Source organism: Mycolicibacterium neoaurum ATCC 25795 (assembly GCF_000691525.1).
Classification (GTDB): Bacteria; Actinomycetota; Actinomycetes; order Mycobacteriales; family Mycobacteriaceae; genus Mycobacterium; species Mycobacterium neoaurum.
This window is the reverse complement of the sequence record NZ_JMDW01000002.1, coordinates 175,878-193,330: the sequence shown is the minus strand read 5'-3', so window position 1 is coordinate 193,330 and position 17,453 is coordinate 175,878. Positions and strand designations below refer to the sequence as shown.

At 67.6% G+C, this 17,453-nt stretch carries 17 protein-coding genes; 6 read left to right on the top strand and 11 right to left on the bottom strand.

What is annotated here, in order from left to right; translation table 11 throughout:
* Window positions 1-24: 24 nt before the first annotated feature.
* From IC40_RS0101650 to IC40_RS0101610, 9 genes are all read right to left on the bottom strand, one after another.
* The gene (locus IC40_RS0101650) at window positions 25-327 is read right to left on the bottom strand and encodes a WXG100 family type VII secretion target (protein ID WP_030133033.1); all 303 of its coding nucleotides are present in this window, start codon (window positions 325-327) and stop codon (window positions 25-27) included.
* A gap of 91 nt (window positions 328-418) precedes the next feature.
* Complete coding sequence (locus IC40_RS0101645) at window positions 419-1,756, bottom strand: PPE family protein (RefSeq protein WP_030133032.1); 1,338 nt, start codon at window positions 1,754-1,756, stop codon at window positions 419-421.
* A 43-nt stretch (window positions 1,757-1,799) separates the two neighbouring features.
* Entirely contained in the window at window positions 1,800-2,087 is a 288-nt protein-coding gene (locus IC40_RS0101640; RefSeq protein ID WP_418888656.1) for a PE domain-containing protein, read from the bottom strand.
* Between the two features lie 157 nt (window positions 2,088-2,244).
* Window positions 2,245-4,023 carry a type VII secretion protein EccCb gene (eccCb, locus tag IC40_RS0101635; protein WP_030133031.1) on the bottom strand — a complete coding sequence of 593 codons (1,779 nt, stop codon included), beginning with the start codon at window positions 4,021-4,023 and terminating at the stop codon, window positions 2,245-2,247.
* 34 nt (window positions 4,024-4,057) lie between these two features.
* Entirely contained in the window at window positions 4,058-6,295 is a 2,238-nt protein-coding gene (eccCa, locus tag IC40_RS0101630; protein WP_030133030.1) for a type VII secretion protein EccCa, read from the bottom strand.
* Complete coding sequence (gene eccB / locus IC40_RS0101625; RefSeq protein WP_030133029.1) at window positions 6,292-7,842, bottom strand: type VII secretion protein EccB; 1,551 nt, start codon at window positions 7,840-7,842, stop codon at window positions 6,292-6,294. Before eccB ends, eccCa begins: the two co-directional genes overlap by 4 nt.
* Window positions 7,843-7,845: 3 nt before the next feature.
* Window positions 7,846-9,564 (bottom strand): type VII secretion AAA-ATPase EccA, encoded by a 1,719-nt coding sequence (eccA, locus tag IC40_RS0101620; RefSeq protein ID WP_030133028.1) that lies wholly within the window; start codon window positions 9,562-9,564, stop codon window positions 7,846-7,848.
* Window positions 9,557-10,069: a hypothetical protein gene (locus IC40_RS0101615; protein WP_030133027.1), complete on the bottom strand. Its 513-nt coding sequence runs from the start codon at window positions 10,067-10,069 to the stop codon at window positions 9,557-9,559. The genes eccA and IC40_RS0101615 overlap by 8 nt, the downstream gene beginning before the upstream one ends.
* A gap of 8 nt (window positions 10,070-10,077) precedes the next feature.
* Complete coding sequence (locus tag IC40_RS0101610) at window positions 10,078-10,932, bottom strand: ESX secretion-associated protein EspG (protein WP_030133026.1); 855 nt, start codon at window positions 10,930-10,932, stop codon at window positions 10,078-10,080.
* 139 nt (window positions 10,933-11,071) lie between these two features.
* Here IC40_RS0101610 and IC40_RS26370 point away from each other — a divergent pair, with 139 nt between their 5' ends.
* Entirely contained in the window at window positions 11,072-12,334 is a 1,263-nt protein-coding gene (locus tag IC40_RS26370; protein WP_081843286.1) for a MinD/ParA family ATP-binding protein, read from the top strand.
* A gap of 12 nt (window positions 12,335-12,346) precedes the next feature.
* On the opposite strand, the gene IC40_RS0101600 is transcribed toward IC40_RS26370, so the two are convergent.
* Window positions 12,347-13,027: a hypothetical protein gene (locus IC40_RS0101600; RefSeq protein WP_051644252.1), complete on the bottom strand. Its 681-nt coding sequence runs from the start codon at window positions 13,025-13,027 to the stop codon at window positions 12,347-12,349.
* 353 nt (window positions 13,028-13,380) lie between these two features.
* Between IC40_RS0101600 and IC40_RS0101595 the strand changes: the two genes are divergently transcribed.
* From IC40_RS0101595 to IC40_RS0101580, 4 genes are all read left to right on the top strand, one after another.
* The gene (locus IC40_RS0101595; protein ID WP_030133024.1) at window positions 13,381-13,671 is read left to right on the top strand and encodes a WhiB family transcriptional regulator; all 291 of its coding nucleotides are present in this window, start codon (window positions 13,381-13,383) and stop codon (window positions 13,669-13,671) included.
* 213 nt (window positions 13,672-13,884) lie between these two features.
* Complete coding sequence (locus IC40_RS0101590; RefSeq protein ID WP_030133023.1) at window positions 13,885-14,841, top strand: pirin family protein; 957 nt, start codon at window positions 13,885-13,887, stop codon at window positions 14,839-14,841.
* Complete coding sequence (locus tag IC40_RS0101585; RefSeq protein WP_030133022.1) at window positions 14,831-15,097, top strand: GNAT family N-acetyltransferase; 267 nt, start codon at window positions 14,831-14,833, stop codon at window positions 15,095-15,097. The genes IC40_RS0101590 and IC40_RS0101585 overlap by 11 nt, the downstream gene beginning before the upstream one ends.
* A gap of 5 nt (window positions 15,098-15,102) precedes the next feature.
* The gene (locus IC40_RS0101580) at window positions 15,103-15,900 is read left to right on the top strand and encodes a thioesterase family protein (RefSeq protein WP_030133021.1); all 798 of its coding nucleotides are present in this window, start codon (window positions 15,103-15,105) and stop codon (window positions 15,898-15,900) included.
* On the opposite strand, the gene IC40_RS0101575 is transcribed toward IC40_RS0101580, so the two are convergent.
* The gene (locus tag IC40_RS0101575; protein WP_030133020.1) at window positions 15,897-16,397 is read right to left on the bottom strand and encodes a pyridoxamine 5'-phosphate oxidase family protein; all 501 of its coding nucleotides are present in this window, start codon (window positions 16,395-16,397) and stop codon (window positions 15,897-15,899) included. The two genes, IC40_RS0101580 and IC40_RS0101575, sit on opposite strands and share 4 nt — an antisense overlap.
* 103 nt (window positions 16,398-16,500) lie before the next feature.
* On the opposite strand from IC40_RS0101575, the gene IC40_RS0101570 reads away from it, so the two are divergent.
* Window positions 16,501-17,445, top strand: coding sequence for a DUF808 domain-containing protein (locus IC40_RS0101570; protein ID WP_030133019.1), 945 nt, complete (start codon window positions 16,501-16,503; stop codon window positions 17,443-17,445).
* The last annotated feature ends 8 nt before the right edge of the window (window positions 17,446-17,453 follow it).

Genomic DNA, 17,453 nt, shown 5'->3' with positions numbered 1-17,453 from the left:
ATCTCCTTTGGAAGTTGGTAGAGGTCAGAGGTTCATGGCCGACGAAAGCGTGCCGGCCTGGTCCTCGTCCGCGGTGGTGTACTGCATGCCCGAAGTCTGGATGTTCTGGGAGATGTCGTTCAGCTCCTGAACCTGTCGCGCGGCGGCCTCATGGAAGCGCAGCAGCGCTGCCTGCGCCGCGGTGCCTGCCTGACCGACCATCTGGGCCGCGAGCGCACCACCGGTGGCCTCGACCTGAGAGATCACTCCCTTGAGCTCGCCGGAGATGCTCTCGAAGTGGGCCGCCTCCTTGGCGAGGACAGCGGCATCTGTATTCATCGTTGCCATGCTCTGTACTCTTTCTGTTTTCCTGTGTCCTCACCACTGATGGCGAGTCTTCCAGCCCCCTCGGCCGGGAAGTCTTGTGTCGGTTGACGGTTCACCAGTCGTCGTCCTCGTCCTCGTCCTCACCCAGGTCGTGGGCGAGGGCGGACGGCGCCGCCAGGCTCTGCCGATTCGTACCGCGTTTCGCTCCCTGCCCCATGCCCCCCATGGGTCCGCCGCCGGCACCGTTGCCGACCGGGGCCAACCCCGAACCCGCACCGCCGGCCGCCGCACCGACCGGGGCCGCGGCCCCCGCCGTCTGTCCGAGCAACCCGCTCATCAACGGTGTACTGGCCAGCGTGCCGCCCGCGCCGGGCAGCGATGCCGCGCGCACCAGCCCGGCACCGGCTCCGGCACCGGTGCCACCGGCCAACGGATGGTTGGAGAACGGACTGGCACCCATCAGCCCGAACTGCGCACCCTTGTTCAGACCGCCACCGAGCTGGCCGAACATCGAACTGACCTGCTGCATCGGCGCGAGGATCTGCTGCATCGGCTGGGTGACCGTCTGCATCATCTGCTGCGGAGCCTGGGTAAGCATCGAGCCCACCTGCGAGGCGACCTGCATACCCATCTGTGCGCCCTGCTGCGCGCCCTGCATCAGCTGCTCGGGCTCGCCCTGTGCCTGCTGAGCGGTGTTCTCACCCTTACGCGCCTGGGTTTGCGCCGATACCATCGCCGCATTGCTGTTCGCCGCGGCACGTCCGACATGCAGTGCGGCCGATTCGATGCTCGCCTGAGCGGTCACCTGCGCGAACGCCAGCTCCCGCATCGCCGAACCCGGAAGGGTGGCGGCGATCTTGCCCGAGGCGAACCCCAGGGCTGCCTCACCGACACCGGGCATCACGATCGGTTTCAGCGGTGGGATCGGTTCGAACATGGTGTTGGCAGCCGTCTCCGCCTGGTAACCGTGCATCGCGACGGCCGCCTGGGTCCACATCCGCACGAAGTAGTCGAACTCGTTGACCCCGATCGGCACGGTGTTGACGCCGAGGAAGTTGGTCGCTTCCAAGACCGCGTGCGTGACGTGGTTGGCCTCGATCTCGACCAACGGCGGCGTCACAGCCATGGCCAGCAGATACGAATTGGCCTGCGCGATCGCCTGCATGGCCCGTTTCTGGGCCTGTAGGGCGGCAGTGTGCAACCAGACGACCATGGGCGTGGTCGCCTGGACCGCCTGCTCACTGGCCCCGCCCTGCCAGGAACCCGCGAGCGACGCGAGGCTGGCCGAGAGCTCCTCGGCCTGGGTCTCCAACGCAATCGCCAAGGACTCCCATGCGGCGGCAGCCTGATACATGGGCGCCGCACCGGCACCGGCCATCAACCGGCCGGTGTTCACCTCCGGCGGCAGTGCCCCGTACACAAACGGCACAGGGGGAATTGAGGCAACCATTTGCTGGACTCAGTCTCGATAGCGGGTTATTCGCGCGCCCCGGTCAGGACAGCGTCGCGGCGGCCTGGGCGTCGGCGGTCGTGTAGATACCGGTCGCCTCGAGGTAGGCAGCTCCGGCACGCGCCAGCTCCTGCTGGGCGTACGCGTTCAGCGCCGCCATCTGCGCACCTTCACTGGCGAACGCCAGGACTGCCTGCACAGATACCTCTTCCGCTCCGGCCGGCAACAGCGCCGACGCTTCGGCGGTGGCTGCGGTTCCAGTGGCCAAACCCCGGGATCCGTTCGCAATCACCTGGTTCCCGACACCGAGAACAGCGGGATTGTGTGCCATCGGTTGCATTTGCGTACCTCCTCACATCGTCGGAAAAGCCTGGATGCAAAAACTGAGAAGGGAGACAGAAATAGTGCTCTGTTGCATAAGAATCGTTCCCCCGACCCCATTTGCTGCCTAGCCACCGGCAAATTCGCTGAGTGGCTACCAATCCATATTAACCACCGTTCGGGGGTGCTCCGAACACTTCTTCTGAGGGGGGATCGATATAGGCCGCCTGAACGACCTCTTTGCCGTCGGGAGAGATGAGAAGTGCCTGGCCAGGGGGCCTTCGCTTCAGTTTGAACTCGCTCGAGGGGAACTCGGTTTTCTCACCGGAGAGGAACAGGGTGGGGGATCCGGCGCCGAACGCGGCACCGACGAACTTGTCCATGGTGGCCCGGTGCGCCTGGCTCATCTGGCAGGTCACCACGATGTGCAGGCCGATATCCGCCGCGGCGGGCAGCAATGGCGCCAGCGGTGTCATGGGCGGCACCATCCCGGATGCCGCCACGATCATGTGCCAATCGTCGACCAGCAGCACCACGTCCGGGCCGGTCCACCACGACCGGGCCCGCAGCTGCGCGGTGGTCAGATCCGGCGGCGGCAGACGCTTCTTGAGGTTGACGGCCAGCGCCTTGATGGATTCCTCCAGCGAGGCGCTGTTGCGGTTCACCGCGCCGGCGTCGAGCAGATGGCTCTGCGGCACCGCATCCAGCAGGCCCGACCGGTAGTCGGCCAGCATGAACCGCACCTGCTGCGGACTGTTGCGGGCGCAGATCGCCTGGGCCACCGCATGCGCGATCGTCGTCTTACCTGACTTCGGAGCCCCGAAGATCAGCAGATGCGGCGTGATCTGCATGTTGTTGTAGGCCACCGACAGGTCGGACTCCCGGATGCCGACCGGGATGGTCCACCGGGTGCGGTAGTCGGCATCGGGGCCCGGCGGCGTGGGATCGAGCTCGCGCAGGTGGATGCGTTCGGGCAGCACGCGGACCCGGGGCGCCTCGTCGGTGTGCAGCGACGCGATGTGGTCCACCGCCGCGGTGATGGCCGGGACGATATCGGTGGCGCTGTGCACGCCGTCCAGACGCGGCACACCGATCATCAGGTGGTGCTTTTCCCCCGAGATGGCCCGTCCGGGGCGGTTGGCGGGGATATCGCGGGTCATCCGGTCGACCTGGGTCTCGTTGACATCGCCGAGTCGGAACTCGACCTTGGTGCCCAGATAGTCGCGGACCCGTGATTTCAATTCGGTCCAGCGTGGCGTGGAGATGATGGTGTGCACACCGAACGCCAATCCCTGGCCGGCCAGGTCCTGTACCACCGGCTCCAGGTCCGGGAACTCGGCGACGAATGCCGGCCAGCCGTCGATCACCAGGAACACGTCACCGAACGGATCGTGGAACGCCGGGTGGTTGGGGTCCTCGCGCATCTGCCGGTACGACGCGATCGAGCCGACGCGATATTGTTTGAACATCGCCTCACGTTGCCGCAAAACGGCTTTCATCTCGGCGACGGCCCGGTTCACCCGGTCGGGCTCCGAGCGGGTGGCGACTCCACCGACATGCGGCAGGTCTTCGAGGTACATCAACCCGCCACCACCGAGGTCGATGCAGTAGAACTGCACCTGGCGCGGGGTGTGAGTCGCCGCCGCCGACAACACCAGCGTCTGCAGGAATGTCGACTTACCGGTCTGCGGTGCCCCACCGATCGCGATGTTGCCCGCCGCGGCCGACACGTCGATACCCCACACCTCCTGGCGGTGGCGGCGCGGCTCGTCCATGATGCCGAGCCCGAATCGCAACGGCCGGCGCTGATCACGCTCGACGAGTTCGTTGACCGGTGTGGGATCGGTCAACGGCGGGAGCCACATCTTGTAGGCCCGCACCTCACCGGTGGTCAACTGGTCGAGCACCACTTCGCGCAGGACGCGCGGCTCGGAATCCAACGTCATGAGCCATCCACCTCCGGCTGCTCGCTGCTAGCGATCATCGGGACGTCACCTGCGATGCATCCATCATCGGCGCGGCCGTGAACGGCTGGATTCGTACCTGGCTGGGCACCTGGATCCGGGGCGCGGAATCCCCGTTGGTGGTGATCACCGATGTCGGGACGTAGTTGGTCCCGGTGTAGACGCTGCGGAACTTCACCGGGTCCTCCATACCGACCCGCAGGAAGCCGACGCCGCTTTCCTTGTTCGTGATGTACTGCGCCTCCGGGGTACCGATGACGGCTTTCGATTCGGCGGAACTCGTGGTGCGCAACGCGATTCGGTAGGTCAGGTTGGGTTCGAGCTTATCGATGCGCACGCCACCGGTGTTGAGCGACTGGGTCGCCAGCAGCAGGTGCACGCGCAGCGAGCGGCCGACGCGGCAGATCCGGTCGAACAGCGCGATGAAATCCGGGTGGTTCTGCAGCAACTCGGCGAACTCGTCGACGACGACGAACAGCGTCGGCAGCGGGGCGAGGTCGGCACCGCGCTCGCGATGCTTCTCGTATTCGGCGACGCCGGAGAGCGCACCGGCCGCACCGACCTGGATACCGGCCTGGCGCAGGATGGACTGGCGGCGGTCGAGTTCACCGGAGAGCACCTCGCCCATCCGGCTGACCAGCTCGGCCTCCTCCTCCATGTTGGTGACCACCGCCGCGGTGTGCGGGAGCTTCTCCATACCGAGGAATGTCGAGCCGCCCTTGAAGTCGGTGAGCAGCAGGTTCACCTGGTCGGGGTGGTGGGTGGCGGCCAGGGAGAGGATCAGGGTCCGGAGGAATTCGGACTTACCCGAGCCGGTCGTGCCGATCAGCATCCCGTGCGGGCCCGCACCGAACTCGGCGCCCTCCTTGATGTCCAGGTGCATGATGTCGCCGGTCTTGAGCTCGTGGCCGAATGGGATCCGGAGCCGGTCGCGGTCGGTGTCGGCGAACATCCGCCACCGGGCGGGGGTGACCTCCTCGACCGACTGGGCGCCCACCAGCTGATGCCATTCGGTGGCAACCTTCTTGTGCACCCGGGTGTTCTTGTCGATGATCGTGCCCGTGATCGACCAGCCCGCCAGCTTGCGCGCCACCCGACCCGCCGCGGCGGGCGTCATCTGGTCGGCGGTGTTGGCAACCAGCCGGAAGGTCTGGTTGGGTAGCCGGTCGTCGGCGGTGCCGTCGTCGGCCAGCCGGATCCGGTAGGCCGATCCGCGGTGATTGCCGAGCGTGATGACGGTGACGCCGGCCCGGCCGTCCACGGGGAAACCGGCCTTGCCCCCGGTCAGGTCGATCACGACCACGTAGGGTCCGCTCGGCGCGGCATCGGCGGTGTGCGGGCCGCGCGCGGTCAGGTCGGCCAGCCCGTCGGGCCGGGTGAACACCAGCCGCGTCGCACCCGCGGAATCGGTATCGGTCTGATGCTGTACATGCGGAAGCCATTTCAGCCACGCCCAATCCGGATCCTCCGGATTGTCGGTCAGCACCCTGATCTGCAAGAGGTCCGGCGGATGGAACACCGCGAGATGGCAGATCATGGCGCGCAGCAATGCCGCCGCCCTTGCACCGTCGCCGCCGACGGCGATGGTCGGGAACGTTCTCAGCTGCACCAGCTTCGGGCAGTCGTGGATGAGGCCGTGGGTACGCAGGAACTTGATCAACCACATGTGGCTGACCGGCTCCAGATGCGGTTGCGGCGCGCCGGCCGGACCCGAAAGCTCACCGCCCACAGCTGGTTTGAGCAAACGATCGACGGCGGGCTCGGACCCGACGCCGATGCGGACGGCGGCATAGAAGTCGGCGTTGGTCTGGCGTGACCACTGCCGGTTGGTGCCGATGATCGAGAGCAGATCCTCGGGATGCGGTGCGTGATAGTTGAAGAAGGTGACCTGGGCGGCAGCCGAGGTGGTCACGCGGGTTCGCAGCCCCGCCAGGTAGCGCAGGTACTCCTTGCGGTCGGCGTTGATCTCGGGGACGCGCTTGCCACCAGGTCCGCCGCCGGCCATGAAACCGACCGTGGCCATGATCATCATCAGCGGCATCATCAGCATGTAGGGCGAAAGCTGCCTGATCCCGGTGAAGATCATGATCGCGATCATGCCGAGCATGCCGCCGCCCATCACCCAGGGCAGCGCCTTCTGGATACCCGAGGGCGGAATGTCGATCCCGAGGTCATCCGGTGGGGTGATGGTGATTTCACCGGGTGTCAGCCGGGGACCGCGCTTGATGATCGGGGTGAACTTCTTGGTGGTCATCCACCTGCTCCTTCCGGCGGCATCGGTGATCCGGGAGCCTGGGCGGGTAGGTTGCCGCCCGGTGCGGGCGCGGGCACGCCCGCGGCTGGGGCGGCAGCACCGGCAGGCGCGGCGAGTTCGCCGGTCACCTTCCGGGGGTTCGGGCTCGGCGGCAGTGTGTCATGTTCCAGCAGGGCGGCCTGCTTGGACAACACCGGACCGTCGATGAGCCAGCTGACCACCTGCCACGGCGCGGTGAGCGGTCCGCTGAGTCCCAGCGATGAGGCGGTGTCCTCGTTGGGCAGTCCATAGCGGACACCCTGTGGGTCGATGTAATACAGGCTCTCGCCATAGCGCGGGTCCGGCGACTGCAGCCTGATGTACTGACCGCCGTCGATGTACACGGTGGCATTGCCCGAGATCTGGTCGATGCCACTGTTCATCCGGGTGGGCGGCACGGGCAGGTGCCTACCGCTGATCACGGTCTGGCGTGGCCCCTGGTCGCCCGGGTCGCGCTGCCACGACCAGCACAGCGTCGGCGCGTCGGCGCGCAACCGGATGTCCATCGGCTCATCGGGCAGCGGCGAGACGAAAACCTGCTCAGGGATGCTGGCGACATCGCTGGCCTCCACCGAAGGCGGCGTGATCAGCCCGAAGGAGTTGGTCGCGCGCAGCGCCGCCGACGTGGTGCCGTTGACCTTGGCGACCCCATCGGCCAACACGACATACCGCTGTTCGACATCGTTGTTCAGCGTCCGGAAGACCGAGCCGATCACCAGATTCGGTGCCAGCCCCAGGCTGTTGGGCGCGCCCGCACCCGGCACGGCGGGCAGTTTCAACGGCCCGACGTTGGGCAGGGCGTTGAACAGTGCCTCCGAGATCGGGGTGGCCCGCGCGGTGACCGGGATGCCGACCGCGGAGGTCACCGCCCGGTCGGCCATGTCGATGGCGTGCCTGCCATCCGCGGTCACCAGCCAGGTGAGATTCTGATACGTGACCAGCACACCCTGGTTCGGGCGTAACGGACCCACCGAGGCGTCGATGGCCAAGGGCATCACCAACGCCGACGTCTCCACCTGGGGTGCGACGCTCTCGGGCTTGATCACGTTGTCGCACAGCGACCATGTCGAGGTCGGCGCGCCCACCGGGGTGGCGTACGGGGCACCAGGAATGCCGATCGGCTGACCCTTCGTCATCCGGTTGAGCTCTTCGGACTTGACCGCCGACGGGGTGGCGGCGTTACCGAGCACCAACCGCGCGGAGGTCAGGTTGTAGACCGGCCGGATGCTGTCGGATCCGGGCACCATGACGTAGAGCTGGTTGGTGGTGCGGTCGACCAACAGCGTGTCCGAGCCGCGTTTGCCCAACGGTTTGAAGTACGCCAGCAATGCAGCGCCGATGCAGATGACGACGGCGATCACGACCCCACACATGACCGCCCGGCTGTAGAACTGCAGCGGGTCGTCGAACATGCGGGTGTCGCGGCGCACGATCGCGTGCTCGACGCGACGCAAGAGAAAGCGCCAGCCGCTGACCTGGACCTTGGTGGTGAGCCGGAATCCTGCCATGGGTTATCCGATGTTCAGCCTGGTGTGCACGGCGTCGATCGCGGCCGCCATGTCCTCACCGCTGATCTCACTGAGCTCTTCCACACCGAGGTTCTCGAAGTCCAGCGACCGTGCCAACCGCATATCCCGGCTCTGCTCACCCGCCTCCACCAATTGTCGTGCGTACCGGCCGTTTCCGGCGATGTCGAGCGCCGGTTTGCCACCCAGTGAACGGTCGCTCAACAGCGTCGCGGCATCGAGCACCCGCTTGGCCGCCTCCTCGCTGAGCTGCGAGTCATTGGCCTCGGCGATCACCTTGGCGATGTCGACGATCTCCTCGGGGGCGTAGGAGTCGAACTCGATTCGGGTCGAGAACCGGGACCGCAGACCGTCATTGGTCTCCAGCAACCGGTCGATGTCACTGCTGTAACCGGCGATGATCACCACCAGCCGGTCGCGGTCATTCTCCATGCGTGCCAGCAGGGTGTCCAGCGCCTCGGTACCGAACGGGTCGGTCCGCCCGTCGCGCTCCTGCACCAGGGTGTAGGCCTCGTCGATGAACAGCACGCCACCGAGGGCACGGTCGATGGTGCGCGAGGTCTTCACCGAGGACTGTCCCTCGTACTCGGCGACGAAGTCCTTGCGCGAGGTCTCCACCAGCTTGGGCTCGGGGATCACGCCGAGGCCGGCCAGGATGTTGGCGACCACTCTGGCGATGGTGGTCTTGCCGGTTCCCGGCGGTCCGGTGAAGATCATGTGCTTGGACTGCTGAGCCACCTTCATCCCGCGGGCAGCGCGGATCTTGGCCATCTGCGTTGCCGCACGGTACTTCTCGATCTGCTCCTTGACGCGGCTCAGGCCGATCTGGCGGTCCAGTTCGGCCTGCGCGTCGGCCAACAGCTTCTCCCGCCCGGAGGTGTCGGCGACGACGCTGCTCGGATCCCACGGATCGGTGCGCTGGGCGATCTTCTCGGCGGTGGTGGTGACCAGGCGGTAGGACGGATCACGCAGTGCGGCGGTCACCTTCGGCGAGGGATGGGTGGCCTGCAGCCACTCGAGCAGCGCCATGGCGGCCTCCTCGTTGCCCTGGCTGCGGCGCGCCATGGCCAGGTACCACGCGATCGCGGGGGCGCATGCCTCACCCGCCGGCGACGAGTTGGACTCGGTGAGCCGCCGTTCGGCCTCGGTGAACAGACCGAGATTGGTCGCTGCCACACCATGCGCCACACCCGCGGCCGCGCCGAGGAACTTGTCCGGCCAGCTCCCTGCGGAGCGCACCTCGTCGATGACATCGGTCCACCGCTCGGCCGCGCCGTAGATGACCGCACGGATCCAGGAGACCAGGTACTCGCCGCCCATCGCCGGGGCATCGTCGAGCGCCTCCATCGCGTCGGCGTGATTGCCTTCGGCCGCCTCCCGCACGGCGAAAGCCATCGTGATCGCCAGCGGTGAATTGACGGGATAGGTGATGTCACCGAACATGCCGCCGATGGGGATGCGTGCCCCCACGCTGTTCATCGATATCTCGGCCGCGCCGGCCAGCTGCCCGAAGTTGTTCCGCGAGAACCACGCCCGGAACAGCGTTGCCCGGTCCGAGTCACCGCACCGGATCCGGCCCACCCACGCGTCACATGCCGTCTCGTCCGCCGCGGTGATCTCGGTGAACAGTTCCAGGGAACGGGCGGGTGCGCTGGGCAACATGCCGACCGCCGAGCCGAAGAGGGCTACCAGGTGATCACTCATGGTCACCTGCATACCTGGTCGCAAAGATCTGTGCCCGGGCGGCATCGGCCTGCTCCGGGGATGGCAGCCCGACGCTTCGGGTCAGGAAGTCCCTGGTTTCCGCTGCGTCGTGACCGTGGTCCTGCATCCCTTCGAGGACGTAGGAGAACTGCGCGGAGCGCGCCTGCTGGTGGGCCAGGTCGGCGATGACGACGATCTCGGCGGCCAGTTGGGCCTCCGAATCGGCCTCGGCGGTCGCCTCCGGTGACAGTTCGATGCGATGGATACGACCGTCGAGCAATGCCGAGACGGTGACGGTGCCCGGCGGGTTGGTCACCGTGAACAGCGGCTCACCCGGCGCCTGCTCGGGGATGCCGAAGTCGGGTGCGAGAGGATCGAGCTCCGGGTCCGCGTGCGGGGCCGGGACGTCGAAGATGTCGTCGAACGCGGCGAGGCCGTCACCGATGTCCACCCCGTCCTCGGTATCGACCTCGTCGTCATCGTCAAAGGGCTGGTTGCCCATCATGAAGGTGCTCAGTCTCCGTCGTCGTAGTAGGTCGGCTCAACCTTGGCCTCGAACCAGGCTCCCGCGGGCAGGAAGGACATCAGGCCGTCCAACGCGCGCTGCAGGTTGTCCTGGGTACCGGCCAGGAAACTCCCGTAGAGCTCGCCGTTGACCTTGCGCGGGATCGACACGATGCGGCCCTGCGCCGAATCCAGCACGCCGGCAGCGACATCGGCCTGGGTGTAGGTGCCGCCGGAATGGCGCTCGGCGGCGGTGATCTCCACCCAGCTGTTCGGGTTGGCCGTCGCGTCGGCGTAGGTGCGCGCCGAGGCGGGCGAGATCCCGAACTGGGACAGCTGATTGGGCGTTCGCGATTCGGCCAGCCGGGCCGTCACCCCCGTCATCGGCTCGACATCTGCCGGCTCGGCAGGGCCGAGCACGGCGGTGACCATGCCCGCCAGTCCGACCTGCGGCGCCACCCGCTGCAGTACCAGCATGTCGCCGTCGCGGGCGGCGATGACGTGGCGATCACCTTTGCGGCACACCACGAACCGGACCATCTTGCCGCCGACATCGCGACGCCACCATCGGCACTCCAGGGTGCGGTCGGGCCGCGACAACGTGTCGGTCATCGCCGCCACCTCCGGGTGCGGGGCGCCGAACGCATCGAGCACGCCCTGCTCGGTGAGATCGCGGGCGACTTGATCCCACACCTTTTCCCGCAGGTCGGGCTGCGGGATGTTGGGCCGGATTCCGAGAGCGGGCGGGAATTCCTCGAGCTGGAGCCGATCGGCGATGACGAGCATGCCGTCGATCGTGACCTCGACGGCGACCACGTCGTCATAGTGCGTGGGTTCACCGTGTCCGGCGAAAGAACTTGTCATCGGCTACATCCCCCTCCCCCTTGGAGAACCATCGTCGCGTCGTGACGGCCCACGCGGACCGAATCCGGCGGATTCGGCCGGAAAACCGGCCCGGCGCGCGTTTGCCCACCCGACCCTAGCAGCGCCCGCAGTACCCCAGATGCACGAATTTCGGCAGGCCACACCCCGTGCCGCGGGCGCGGCGGTGGCAGGCCGGATACCCTCCGGCGAGGACGCGGCGGTGGTCGATACTTGGGAGACATCGAACGAGGAGAACGCCTTGACCGACCGCGATGACACGGCGCGCCGACAGGCCGGAGATGCTGCGGAGACCGGCCCCATCCCCGCGCAACGCCAGGTGTCACCGTCATGGCCGCAACCGCCGCGGCCGGCCCCGCCAGCAGGTAATTCCCACCGGCCGCCCTACCCGCCACCGCCGTGGGCCGGACAACACCCGCCACCGCCCGCCCCGCCGGCCTCCTACGCCGAGCGGATACCGGTGGCAGAACTGGTTCCGACCAGCAAGCCCGCACCGGGACGCGGTTGGCGGCGGCTGGTGTTGCGGGCGTCGTTCGGGCTGATCAACCTCGGGCCGTCACCCGAGGAGCTCCGCGAGGCCGAACTCGAGGCCAGGATCCGCGGTGCGATGCGGGGCCACTACAAGATCGGTGTGCTGGGCAAGGGTGGCGTCGGTAAGACGACGGTGTCGGCCAGCGTGGGCTCGGTGCTGGCCGAACTGCGCCAGGACGACCGGGTGGTGGCCGTCGACGCGGACACGGCGTTCGGCAAGCTCGGCAGCCGGGTGGATCCTCGGGCCGTCGGGTCCTACTGGGAGCTCGCGGCCGACGAGCATGTGGAGACCTTTGCCGATATCCGCGGGCGGGTGGGCCACAACGCCGCAGGCCTGTTCGTCCTGGCCGGTGAGGCGACACCGGCGCGGCGGCGGGTTCTGGATCCGGCGATCTACCGGGAGGCCACCTCCCGGCTGGACCGGCACTTCTCCATCTCGATCATCGACTGCAGTTCCACGATGGACAGTCCGGTGACCCAGGAGGTGCTGCGCGACCTGGACGCCCTGATCGTGGTGTCCTCGCCGTGGGTCGACGGCGCCGCCGCGGCGGGCCAGACGATGGACTGGCTGGCCGCGCGGGGACTGACCGGGCTGCTGCAGCGCACGGTGGTGGTGCTCAACGATTCCGACGGTCATGCCGACAAGCGGACGCGGACCATCCTTGCCCAGCAGTTCGCCGGGCAGGGCCAGGCGGTCGTGGAGGTCCCGTTCGACCACCAGTTGCGTCCCGGCGGCGTGATCGCAGGCACCGCCACGATGTCCGCGCCGACCCGGCGGAAATTCGTCGAGATTGCCGCCGCACTGGCCGCACACTTTCCCACGAGCGACGATCGGCACCGCGAGCGGTTTTGAGCCGCGATCGGCTCAATCGATCTGGGCCATCAGCGCCTCGATGGCGCCGACCTCGGCCTCGGTCGGCGGCTGCTCGGCCTCGGTGCCGATGATGACGTCGTCGGACACACCGGCGGCGAGCGCGGTTTCGCTGACGGTCAGGTTGGCGCGGCGCCGCGCGGCGTACAACCGCTGGCCCAGCGTCGCCGACGGGGCCGCGGCGGCCCGTAGGGTCAGCTCGTCGATCCGGCTGCGCACCCCGCTCAACGCTCTGATCAGCTCGGGGGTCAGCTGGATGCGGGCCGCCCTGGCCGCGACCGCCTCGAGCTGACGCAGGTCGGCAAGGATCGCGGTGGCGCGGCCGGTGAACCCGGGGTCGGTGACAGGCGGCAGCGCATCGATGCTGCCGGCAAAGGTGTTCGCCGCCGCGACGACGGCCTGGGCGATCAACGGCAGCTCATCGGTCGCGGGAGCCTGCGGCCGCGCAGGCGCCGCAGGGGTGGCCTGCTCGCCCCGGCGGATGCGTTCGATGGTGCCGGGGGGCCATTGCAGGACGGACTCGAGCTTGGTGCGGGTGGCCAGGCGGGGCCAGCTGCGTCCCTTCTCGAACGCGATCAACGCACCGGCGTTGATGACACCATCGGCGGCGAGCCGGCGTTGGCTGACGTTGAGTTCGCGACGACGAGCGGCGGCGGCGGCGCCTGCCCGGACCATGCCGGGATCATCGGCAGGCTCGCCGTTCCCGGTCTCGACCACGCCATATCCCTTCTGGTCCCCGAGGTGGGTGCGCCGATCGTAGCCAAAGCCGTAGCACTGCTATGGCTTGGGGTGCATATCGCGCTGCACCACCGTCACCGTACCGAATCATTGCGACGGCCAAAGCGTTGCACGCGGTTTTTGGCAGGTTTCTCAAAAAACGCCTTCAACTGCGGGTTCAAGCTGTCGGCGAGATTCCGAGGCGGCGCACTGCTGCAGCTTCGGTCGGGCAAACTGTTGCATCGCTACGGTTTCTGCTCTAGATTCGTCGGCATCGCGGCACCCGAGCCGCCGCCGCACGAGGAGACACCATGAACGCACTGGGCCTGGACGGACTGCCGATCGGTGAATGCACCCGCGATCCGGAACGCTGGACCATCACCGCCGACGAGGACGCCAAGACGGTGTGTCGGATGTGCCCACGCCGGTGGGCGTGCGCGCGGGAGGCGTGCGAGCTTCCGCGGGCCGAGGGACTGTGGGCGGGCATCGTCATCCCCGAAGCCGGTCGCGGCCGAACGTTCGCGCTCAAGCAACTGCGCTCACTGGCCGAGCGCAACGGTTACCCGGTGCGGGCGCGCCGACTCTTTCTCGAGTCCGCCTAGACGGGCCGTTCCCGCTGCCGTCGACGAGGGGCAGGCAGCGGGAGCGGCACCCGACCGGCAGCCGATGGAATACCGCGCCGCAACGATCGGTTGATCTGTTGCGACGGTGCCGGACATGCCCCGGGTACCACTGAAATATCGTCGCTTCGAGCGACCACTTGCCGAGAGGCGACATGCCGGCACCGTCCCCGAACCATCGCTAGGCTTGGCCCGATGAGCAATGCCGATCCGGCTCCCGACGAAGTGGCCTGCCGCCCTTCCTCATTCACGGGCATCCTGCAGGCTCGCGAGGTGCCGCTCGGCGGGCCGCGGGCCATGACGGTGCGCCGTACTCTGCCGTCACGCGAACGCTCCATGATCGGCGCCTGGTGCTTCGCCGATCACTACGGACCGCAGGACATCCGGACGTCCGCCGGAATGAACGTCCCCCCGCATCCGCATACCGGATTGCAGACCGTGAGTTGGCTTTTCGACGGTGAGATCGAGCATCGCGACAGCAACGGGGTGCACGCGGCGGTGCGGCCCGGCGAGCTCAACCTGATGACCGCCGGTGCCGGCATCTGCCATTCCGAGGTGGCCACACCCGAGACCACGATCCTGCACGGCGTCCAGCTGTGGGTCGCCCTGCCCGACGGCGACCGGCACACCGCACGGGACTTCGCCCATCACGTACCCGAACCACGCGTGATCGACGGTGCGACGGTGCGGGTCTTTCTCGGCGAGCTCGCCGGTGACCGCTCGCCGGTGCACACCTTCACCCCGCTGCTGGGTGCGCAGGTGGACATCGCGCCGCGAGCCACCGTCAGCCTGGTCGTCGACCCGTCCTTCGAACATGGCGTGCTGCTCGACGAAGGTGCGGTCGAGGTCAACGGGACTGCCCTGTCCCGGGCCGATCTGGCGTATCAGTCCCCTGGGATCGATCGACTGGCGATCGTCAATAGCGGCGAGCAGGCAGCCCGGATGATCCTGTTGGGCGGACCGCCGTTCGGTGAGGCACTCCTGATGTGGTGGAACTTCGTCGGCCGCAGCCACGACGAGATCGTCGCCTACCGGCAAGCGTGGCAGGACCGATCCGATCAGTTCGGAGAGGTCATCGGCTACCACGGCGCCGTCGACCGACTGCCCGCCCCCGGTATGCCCGGCACTAGGCTCAAACCCCGTGAGCGCTGAACAGCACCCAGCCGTGGTGACCCCCGGTGACAACCGCTTCACCATCGCCCTGGACGGGCGGCAGGTGGGTCTCATCGACTTCCACGATCGCGACGGGGTCCGGGTATTCACCCACACCGAGATCGATCCCGCGTTCGGCGGACGGGGGCTGGGCACCCACCTGGTCGCCGAAACCGTGGCGGCCACCCGCGCAGCGGGCTTACAGATCGAGTCGTACTGCTCGATGGTGACGGCGTATCTGGCCAAGAATCCCTAGCGTCCGTGCCGAACCCCAGGCCCGCCGCCTACTTCAGCGCCGAGGGTGACCGTTACACCCCCAACAGCATCGCCCGTGGCCCGTGGGGCCAGACCATCAGCGGCAACGTCCTGGGTGGCCTGCTCGGTTTCGTCGTCGACCGCGACCACGGTCACCCGGATTTCCAGCCCGCACGGCTGACCGTCGACCTCTTCCGGCCGGCTGCGCTGGCTCCGCTCACCGTCGGCACGACCACCGTGCGGGCCGGCCGCCGGATCATCGTGATCGACGCGACCGCGCGGCAGGACGACCAACCGGTGGCGCGCGCCAGCGTGCTCTACCTACGTCGCGGGGTGGCACCGGACACGCATATCTGGACGAATGTGGTCGACATGCCCGCCCCGCCGGATCCCGATGGTTCACCCACCGACGCGCCCATGCAGTTCGTCGCGCACGGCGCGGGCACCAGCACCGACCTGAGCGCATGGGCGCACCACGGCCCGAAGCACATGTGGCTGCGCATGATGACCCCACTCGTCGAAGGGCAGCCCATGACACCGTTCGCCCACGCCGCGGTCGCCGGTGATGTGGTCAGCTCGCTGACCCACTTCGGACCCGACGGTTTGTTGTACATCAACGCGGACTACACGCTGACGCTGAGTCGGCTGCCGGAAGGTCCCGATATCGGCCTGAGCGCGCTGACGCACTACGCCGACGCCGGGGTCGCCACCGGGACGGCGACGCTGTTCGACCGGACGGGCCCGATCGGCAGCGGGATCGCCACCGCGCTGGTCAGTCCGGGGTTCGCGCCGCCGCCGGTCTAACCCAGGTACTGAGCGGTGCTGCCGCCCAACGGAACTGCGGGCATGCCGAGCTTGCGGTGATCCCAGCTGCGGATGCGCCCCGGCACCACGCGGACGCAGACCCGGTTGTTCATCATCTGTTCGACGAACGGTTTGACCTCCTCGGAGTACGGCCCGGTGTAGCGCTCCCACACGCTGATCCCGACGCGCATATTGGTCTCCGGGTCGTCGATGATCTCCGCGGTCCCGTCGATCGACACACCGCGCAGGGTGTCGTAGGTGTGGCCGTCCTCGATCATCACGGTGATCGTGGGGTCGCGCCGCAGGTTGACCGCCTTCTGCGATTTTGCCTTGGTCTCGAACCAGATCTCCCCGTCCAGCACGGCGTACCACATGGCCACCAGATGCGGACGGCCGTTGGGCAGCACCGTGGCCATGGTGGCGGTGCGACTGTGGTCGATGAACTCGGCTATCTCCTCATCGGACATCACGATCTTCGAGCGCTGATTGATTCCCATCGTCAATCCTTATCAGGTGCTCACGGCGCTGTTCGGCACCGGGATCCCCCGGTGTTCGCTGTGCCGTCGCCACCGACCGCCGTACCCGCTAGCCTTCGGAGGCATGAGCGCAGGCCTGTTCGGACTCCTCGACGACGTGGCCGCCCTGGCCCGCCTTGCCGCCGCATCGGTGGACGATATCGGCGCGGCCGCCGGGCGGGCCACCGCCAAGGCGGCGGGTGTCGTCATCGACGACACCGCGGTGACACCGCAGTATGTGCAGGGGATCACCGCCGACCGCGAGTTGCCGATGATCAAGCGCATCGCCATCGGGTCGCTACGCAACAAGCTGGTGTTCATCCTGCCCGCGGCGCTGCTGTTGAGCATCTTCGCGCCGTGGGCGCTGCCCTATCTGCTGATGGCCGGGGCGACGTTCCTGTGCTTCGAAGGCGCCGAGAAGGTGTGGGGCTGGATCTCCGGTGGTGACGGACACGCCGCGCCGGCGGCGGTGGCCGGTGAGGATGTCGAGAAGACGATGACGTCCGGGGCCATCCGCACCGACTTCATCCTGTCCGCCGAGATCATGGTCATCGCACTCAACGAGGTGGCCCAGCAGACGTTCTGGTTGCGGCTGGCCAGCCTGGTGATCGTGGCCATCGTGATCACCGCCGCGGTATATGGGGTCGTCGCGCTCATCGTGAAGATGGACGACGCGGGATTGGCACTGGCACAACGCAGTTCGGCCTTCGCGCAGAAGATGGGTCGCGGATTGGTCGCCGCGATGCCCAAGGTGCTGTCCACGTTGTCCATCGTCGGGACGGTGGCCATGTTGTGGGTGGGCGGTCACATCCTGCTGGCACAGAGCTACGAGGCCGGCTTGCGGCCGCCGTACGAGTTGGTCCACGACGCCGAACACTGGACCGCGCATGCCATCGGCGTGTTCGAGGGCGGGGTGGCCTGGTTGGTCAACACCGGGATCTCGGCGGTGGTGGGGTTGCTCATCGGCGCCGTGGTCGCGCTGATCGTGCACGTGCTGCCCTTCGGCAAGAAGAAGGCGGCCGCGCACTAGCCGGCCTT